The sequence below is a fragment of the Gemmatimonadaceae bacterium genome, assembly GCA_016720905.1.
Lineage (GTDB): Bacteria > Gemmatimonadota > Gemmatimonadetes > Gemmatimonadales > Gemmatimonadaceae > Gemmatimonas.
Genome location: JADKJT010000029.1, coordinates 462,723 through 470,005, shown reverse-complemented (window position 1 = coordinate 470,005; position 7,283 = coordinate 462,723). Strand labels below are relative to the sequence as shown.

7 protein-coding genes are annotated in these 7,283 nt (G+C 65.6%); all 7 read left to right on the top strand.

Translation table 11 applies throughout. The features are described 5' to 3' along the window. Nucleotides 1–344, top strand: a 344-nt coding sequence (locus tag IPP90_18875) for a hypothetical protein (protein MBL0172727.1), incomplete at its 5' end; no start/stop codon positions are given. Further along, nucleotides 341–1,582, top strand: a complete 1,242-nt coding sequence (locus IPP90_18870) for an aminotransferase class III-fold pyridoxal phosphate-dependent enzyme (protein ID MBL0172726.1) — start codon at nt 341–343, stop codon at nt 1,580–1,582. The genes IPP90_18875 and IPP90_18870, both read left to right, overlap by 4 nt. Nucleotides 1,583–1,585: 3 nt before the next feature. Beyond that, entirely contained in the window at nt 1,586–2,428 is an 843-nt protein-coding gene (locus IPP90_18865) for an amidohydrolase family protein (protein ID MBL0172725.1), read from the top strand. Next, nucleotides 2,425–3,276 (top strand): hypothetical protein, encoded by an 852-nt coding sequence (locus IPP90_18860; GenBank protein MBL0172724.1) that lies wholly within the window; start codon nt 2,425–2,427, stop codon nt 3,274–3,276. Before IPP90_18865 ends, IPP90_18860 begins: the two co-directional genes overlap by 4 nt. Nucleotides 3,277–3,544: 268 nt before the next feature. Continuing rightward, a complete protein-coding gene (locus IPP90_18855) occupies nt 3,545–4,162 on the top strand; it encodes a cytochrome c3 family protein (GenBank protein ID MBL0172723.1) in 618 nt (205 codons plus the stop codon). A 75-nt stretch (nt 4,163–4,237) separates the two neighbouring features. Next, complete coding sequence (locus IPP90_18850; GenBank protein MBL0172722.1) at nt 4,238–6,004, top strand: twin-arginine translocation signal domain-containing protein; 1,767 nt, start codon at nt 4,238–4,240, stop codon at nt 6,002–6,004. 41 nt (nt 6,005–6,045) lie between these two features. Further along, complete coding sequence (locus tag IPP90_18845) at nt 6,046–7,281, top strand: 4Fe-4S dicluster domain-containing protein (GenBank protein MBL0172721.1); 1,236 nt, start codon at nt 6,046–6,048, stop codon at nt 7,279–7,281. The last annotated feature ends 2 nt before the right edge of the window (nt 7,282–7,283 follow it).

Sequence of the window (7,283 nt, the reverse complement as noted above, 5' to 3'; positions counted from 1 at the left end):
TGGCGCTGTACGAGTTGCATCTGCAAGCCGGTGACGTCACAAAGCGTCTTGGCGGTCCGAAGCATGCGGCCGGTACACCCACCATGCAGGAGTATGAACAGACGTTTGCCGATGCGACCGAGGCACTCAATGCCATCGCGTACTTCAAGACACGCAATCCCGAACTGATCATGCGAAGCGTGCGCTCGTTGATCTTTCGGGCCGCGCCCGATGCGCGCGAGTTGTTGCTGGTGCGCACCGCCGCCATCGAAGTGCTGCGCACCATCGAGCGTGAGTCGCGCCGCGCCGTGGCGACCGCGCTGGCCGGGGTCTCGGCGTTGCCGGATCAGGAGCCTCGCGCGTGACATTCGCCATTCCGTTCACCGGTGGGGACGGCTCAGATTGGCGGACGCGCGCGTCCGATGTCATTCCGGGTGGAACGTCCACGGGGAGCAAGCGACCGGACGCGTTGTACGGCAGCCGCGCCCATGATGCCGCGTTGCCCACGCACTTCGAGCGGGCGGAAGGCTGTCTGGTCTGGACGCCGGACGGTCGACGATTCGTGGACTGCACCATGGCGCTGGGTGCCGTCGGTATTGGATACGCCGATACGGCGGTGACGCGGGCGGTACAGTCAACGATAGCGGCCGGCAATGTGGCGGCGTTGCCGCACCGGCTCGAGGTCGAAGTGGCGGAACGCCTCGTCGAGCTGATCCCCTGCGCCGAGCAGGTACGATTTCTGCGCACCGGCGCGGAAGCGACGGCGGCGGCCATTCGCATCGCGCGGGCCGCCACCGGACGCACGCACGTCATCGCCTGCGGGTATTTCGGATGGCTGGACTGGTGCAGCGATGCCCTCGGCGTCCCCGACGCCGTGAAGGCCGATATCTCGTGGGTGCCGTTTGGCGACGTGCCGGCGCTGGAAGCGGCGGTGGCACAACAGGGGGCCGGACTCGCGGCGCTGATCGTCGAACCACTGGTCCATGATATTGCGCCAGTCGCGTGGTTGACGGCGGCGAGAACCGCGTGCGACCGGTTCGGCGCCGTGCTGGTGTTCGACGAGATCAAGACGGCTTTCCGCATCCGCACCGGTGGTGTGCAGGAACTGCTGGGGGTCATTCCTGACCTCACGACGCTGGGGAAGGCGATGGCCAACGGATTTCCGCTCGCGGCCGTGGTCGGCCGCTCCGGTATCATGGAACACGCGTCGAGCACGTGGATCTCGTCCACGGCGGCCACCGATTCGAGTGGATTGGCCGCAGCGCAGGCGGTATGCACCTGGCACGATCGGGTTGATGTACCGCTGCGCATGGCTCACGCCGGCGGCATGCTGCAGGCCATGGTTGGCGCGGCCCTGGACGAATCGCCGTGGGTGGGCGTGCGGGTGGATGGTCCGCCCGCGATGTGGCGATTGGCGGCTGACGTGAGCGAATCGCTGGATGCACTCGTTGCGGCCGCGGCGCATGCGGGGGTGCTCCTGAAACGCGGCGCGTACCAGTTCGGCGCCGTCGCGCACGACCAGCAGGCGCTCGATCTGGTGGCGCAGGCCATCCCGGGCGTCATGCAGACGCTCATGCCAGGCCCTCGTCGAAGCGAGGTGTGAACCGTGAACCGTGTTCTGCCACCGCTTCTCGATGTCCACGCGCACTTCCATTCGCCGCACACCAACCGGTCCGATTGGGTGCGGTACAACACGTCACGTCTTGAGGCGGGGGCAACAATTGGCGTCCGCGCACACGTGGCATCGGTTCTGGGATCCTGGGGGCACTCGTCGCCGACCTATTTTGCGTCGCCGGACGATCAAACCCGAGCCAATGCGTGGATGCTGGACTATGCGGAGCAGCAGGGACCGCTGGTGCGCGCGTACGTGGCCGTCAATCCGAATTTCACGGCGCACGCGCTGCAGGAGATTGCGGTGGGCATGCGTCGCGGTGCGATTGGTATCAAGTTGGCGGCGGGACGCCGGGCCGATGATGTGCTGCTCGACGAGATCGCCGCGGCCGCTGCCCACTATGGCGTGCCGGTGCTGCACCACGTCTGGCAGCATCGTCGGCGCGACTGGCCCAATCAGGACGCGTCAGACGGACTCGATCTCGCACGACTCGCGTCGCGACATCCGCACGTGACCTTTCTGCTGGCGCACATCGGCGGCGGGGGCGACTGGGCGCACACGTATCCGGCCGTGCGCGAACAGCGCAACATCGTGATGGATCTCTCCGGGAGTGGCATCGACCGCGGTATGATGGACGAGGCGCTGCACAGTATTGGCGCGTCGCGCCTGCTGTGGGCGGCCGATCTCACGCTGTGCACCGGACTCACCAAACTTCGCGCCCTCGAGCAGACTGGCGCCACGGCCGAGGAAATCGCCTCGATGCGATGGGGGAATGCGGTGCGGATCTTCCCGCCGGGTTCGTTCGATGCCGTACTCCGCACGGAGATTGTCCCGTGAGTGCGAACCTCACTGCATCGGCACACCGCCCGATCGACGTGACGGCGTGGATTGGCCCGTATCCGTTTCGGGAGGTGCCGCACCCCGAGCCGGAGATCCTTGTACGTGTGTTGGAGCGAGAAGGCTTCGCGGGGGCCTGGGTCGGTCATCTCCCCGGCGCGTTCCATCGTGATCCCGTGCCGTCCAATCGTGCCCTGTACGCGGCGCTCAAACCGCACCGGGCGGTGCTACAGCCGGCACCAATCGTTCGACCGGACTGGCCAGGATGGGAGCGCCAACTGCAAGACGCACAGGACGAAGGGGCACCGGCGGTCCGTGTCTATCCCGCCCAATGGGGACTCGGGCCGCGACACCCGGCGTTGTCAGAGTTGAGTCACGCCTGTGCCGCTCGGGGAATCGCCATCCACGTCACCATGCGCTTCGAGGATCTGCGCCAGCGGCACCCGATGGATAGTGCGGGCGATGTCCCGGCGGCCACACTGCGGGGGATGGCGCGCCGGGCGGCCGGGGGGCAGACCGCGGTGCTGGTTGTCGGAGGCGCCAGCCGCGAATTGATTGAGGAAACGCACTGGGGGTTGACCCCCGACGAACAGTCGGGCGTGTTCTACGACTTCCATTGGCTCTGGGGCCCACCCGAGGACCATTTCGCCCACCTGGTGCGCACCGTGGGGCTGTCGCGAATGGTGTGGAGTTCGTGGTGGCCGCTGCGTCTCACCCAGCAGGCCCGGTCCTTGGTTGAGCTCCTTCCGGACGAGCTGCGCGGGCGGGTGGCCGTTGAGGGCCTGTCCGATGGAGCGGCCATCGTGGCGCGTGCGGCCGCGGCAGCCGCTGCGGGTCGAATGCCCTGAGGCGCCGTCAATTTCGCCGGGATTTATGCGTCCGATGAAGTCCGCGCGCCAAGGGCGCTGGACGGGCGGTGGCCTTGCTCTCTCGCACTTGCGTACAAATACAGTGCCGGGCATACTTCGCGCTTGCAAAAACCGTTCGGACACCGACTTACGCTGCGCGCCGGTAAGTTGTTGGTCGACGTGGCACCTTTGAAAGCGATAGTCGTTCGACGAGCGTGTTCTGCGGTCGTCGTGTTCGTTCCATCTCTCGCCTTCCCGGCCCAAGCAGATGACGGTCAAGAAGAAGTGGACGGTAATTCCAGGGTTTCTCGCGCTCGCCACGGCGGCAGCCCTGTTGTCCGCCTACAGCGGCGCCTCGTCGTCGCAGGGTTTGCGCGTCGAACAGCCTGTGAAGTTCGTCCACGGCCCGCACGTCGTGAAGGCCGGCATGAATTGTCTGTACTGCCATAGCGCGGCCAACAAGGCGGCCGACCCTGGCAATGCCTCGGTGCAGACCTGCATGGGCTGCCACTTGATCGTCAAGGCCGGTTCGGTAGAGATCAAGAAGGTTGCCAATTATGCGGCGAAGGGCCTGCCCATTCCCTGGAATCGCGTGCACAAGGTACCGGACTATGTCCAGTTCCCGCACTTCCGCCACGTCAACGCCGGTGTCACCTGCCAAACGTGTCACGGCGATATCCCGGCCCAGGGCAAGCAGGGCCCGGACACCAACTACGTGCCGGTGCAGCAGTCCAAGTCGCTCAACATGGGATGGTGTGTCAACTGCCATGTGAACGGCTACAAGCCGGCGGACGGTGCCAAGGCGGCCGGCCTGAAGGTCACGCCGGAGTTGGAAGCGATGCCGCCGAAGAAGGCGCGTTACGATTGCGCCGTCTGCCATTACTGACCCTCGACCGCGGGCCGGTGGTGCGCATCGTGCGCGTCGTCAGGTCCGTGCAGCCGCCCGGAGCGGAGTGACTGCATGAGCACTGAAACGGGGACTGGCGTGAAACGCCGGGACTTCCTCAAGATACTTGGCGCCACTGGCGCGACGACCGCGGTGGCGGGCTGCTCCTCTGAACGCGTGGAGAAGCTGATCCCGTACGTGACGTCGCCTGACAACACCGTGCCCGGCGTGTCGCAGTACTACGCGACCACCTGTCGCGAGTGCGCGTCCGCGTGTGGGGTCATGGCCGAGGTTCGAGATGGCCGCCCGATCAAGCTGGAGGGCAATCCCGATCATCCGCTCAATCGTGGCGCCATCTGCGCGGCGGGATTGTCGGCGGTGCAGGGGTTGTACAATCCCGATCGGTACCGCTCGCCAATGATTCGCGAGGGCGCTGCCCTCAAGCCGACCACGTGGGCGAAAGCCTACGAGCTGTTGGCCACCAAGCTTGGCGAGGCGAAGAGCAAAGGCGCCGGCAACGTCGTGTTCATCAATCAGCACGAGACCGGCACGTTTCCTGGATTTCTCGACCAGTGGCTGTCGGCCAACGGCATGCCGGCGCACCTGAGTGTGGATTCGATGGCACCGGCGGCCACGATTGCCGCCAATCAGAAGGCATACGGCGCCGCCTGGCCGGCACTCGACTTCTCGGCGGCCAAGTTGGTCGTCAGCTTCGGGGCGGACTTCCTGGATGGCTGGGGTCATGCGGTGCCGCAGCAACTCGACTGGGCCGATGCCCGCGCCAAGCTGGAGGGGGCACCCACGCTGGTGTACATCGGGGCGCGTCGTTCGCTGACCGGATTGAATGCCGATCAATGGATCGCGTCGAAGCCGGGCAGCGAGATGGCATTGTGCGCGGCGCTGATCGGTCAGGGCGCCGTGGCTGCGGCCTCAGAGGCGTCCGGTGTGCCGGCCGCCACGATCGAAGCGCTGGCGGCAGCCATCAAGGGCGCGGGCAGTGGCGTGATGGCGATTTGCGGTGTGACCTCGATGAACGCGGTTGGTGCGGAACGATGGTCGCCGAGATCAACAAGAAGGGCGGTAGCGTGGGCGTCACGATCAAGCCGGCGAGTGCGCATACGGGGTACGCCGGAATGTCGTCGTACGCGGAAGTCGCAGCGGCCGCGCAGCGCATGGCGGCTGGCACGGTGCCGCTCGCCTTTGTGCGTCACGCCAATCCGGTGTACACCACGCCCAAGTCGGCCGGATTCGCGGCCGCGTTCGCAAAGGTGCCGTTCAAGGTGTCGTTCAGCAGCATGCCCGACGAAACGAGCGCGATGTGCGATCTCGTGTTGCCGGATCATCACTGGCTGGAAAGCTGGGGCGATGCACAGTCGGCGGCGGGGCAGATCAGCCTGCAGCAGCCCACGCTCGATGGTGTGTTCGATTCCAAGGCGACGGCCAACGTGCTCATCGAGCTGGCCAAGAAAGACGCGGCGCTGGCCTCGCGATACAATGTGGCGGACTATCGCACGTGGTATTCGGCGAAGTTCCCCGGTGGTGCGTCGGCATTGTCGGCCGCGCTCACCAAGCCGTTTGTGTCCGGTGGCCCGCTCGTGGCGGCCACGGCCAAGGGTGCGCCGACGGGTGTGTCACCGGCGCCACTGCTGGCCAGCACCAGTGGTGAGTACTTCGTGCATGTGTATCCGTCAGCCACACTGGGCGATGGGCGCGGCGCGAATAAGCCGTGGTTGCAGGAACTCCCCGATCCGGTCACCAAGCTGGCCTGGCAGTCGTGGGTGGAAGTGCATCCGCAGACGTTCAAGAAGCTCGGGTTGCGTGAAGGGCAACATCTCACCGTAGAGACCTCGGCCGGAAAGATCACGGCCCCGGTGTATCGCTACATGGGGGTGCGTCCTGACACGGTGGCCATCGCGCTGGGTCAAGGGCATACCGCGTACGGACGGTTCGCGCAGAACATCGGCGTGAACGCGTATGACTTGTTGCCGCAGGGTTGGGATACAGCGGGCGGTCTGGCGCTGTCGGTCACCAAAGGCAAAGTCACGGTTGGTGACGCCGTATCGCAGCTGGTCACCACGGAAGGTTCGGCACGCCAGCATGGTCGCGGCATCGGGCAGGCCATCACGCTGGCCGACTTGATCGGCGGCGGTGGCGATGAAGCCGAGCACCACAACATTCCGGGGATGCCATCGCAGGAATTCCTGCCGGGTCTCAAGGCCCCGGTGGCGGCCGATGCGCAGGGCGAATTCGCGAACCCCAAGGCGAAGAGCACCGGCATGTACGATCCGGCCCATTCGTCGGGCATGGAACATCGCCGCTGGGCGATGACCATCGATCTGGCGCGATGCACGGGCTGTTCGGCCTGCGTGACGGCGTGCTACAGCGAGAACAACATCCCGACGGTTGGTGCGCCCTATCAGGGCCGCGCGCTCAGTCCGTCGGTGTGGGACGAGCGTCCCGGGGCGAATATCATCAAGGGCCGCGAGATGGCCTGGCTTCGTCTCGAGCGCTACTACGAGGGCAACGAGAATTCGGAGAATGAATTCTCGGCCGATTTCGAAACGCGCTTTGTGCCGATGATGTGCCAGCACTGCGGCAACGCGCCGTGCGAGCCGGTGTGCCCGGTGTACGCCACGTATCACTCGCCGGACGGGTTGAACGTGCAGGTGTACAATCGTTGCGTGGGCACGCGGTACTGCAGCAACAACTGCCCGTACAAGGTGCGCTATTTCAACTGGTTCGGGTATGGCGAACCGGAACGCAAGCAATATGCGTGGCCGGAGCCCATGCACTGGTCGCTCAATCCCGACGTGACGGTGCGCGGCAAGGGCGTCATGGAAAAGTGCTCGTTCTGCGTGCAACGCATCCGTGAGTCCGAGGGCCGTGCCAAGGCCGAAGGACGCGCGGTCAAGGCGGATGAGTTCACGACCGCTTGCGCCCAGGCCTGTCCGTCGCGCGCCATCATCTTTGGCGATGCGGCCGATGAAAACTGGAGCGTCTCCAAACTCGCCTACGATCGCCGCGCCTATCACGTGTTCGAAGAACTGAACACGTACACGGCGGTGGTCTATCTCAAGAAAGTCTCCTATCCGGCGCCGGCCTCCCCGGCGAAGGCCTGAGG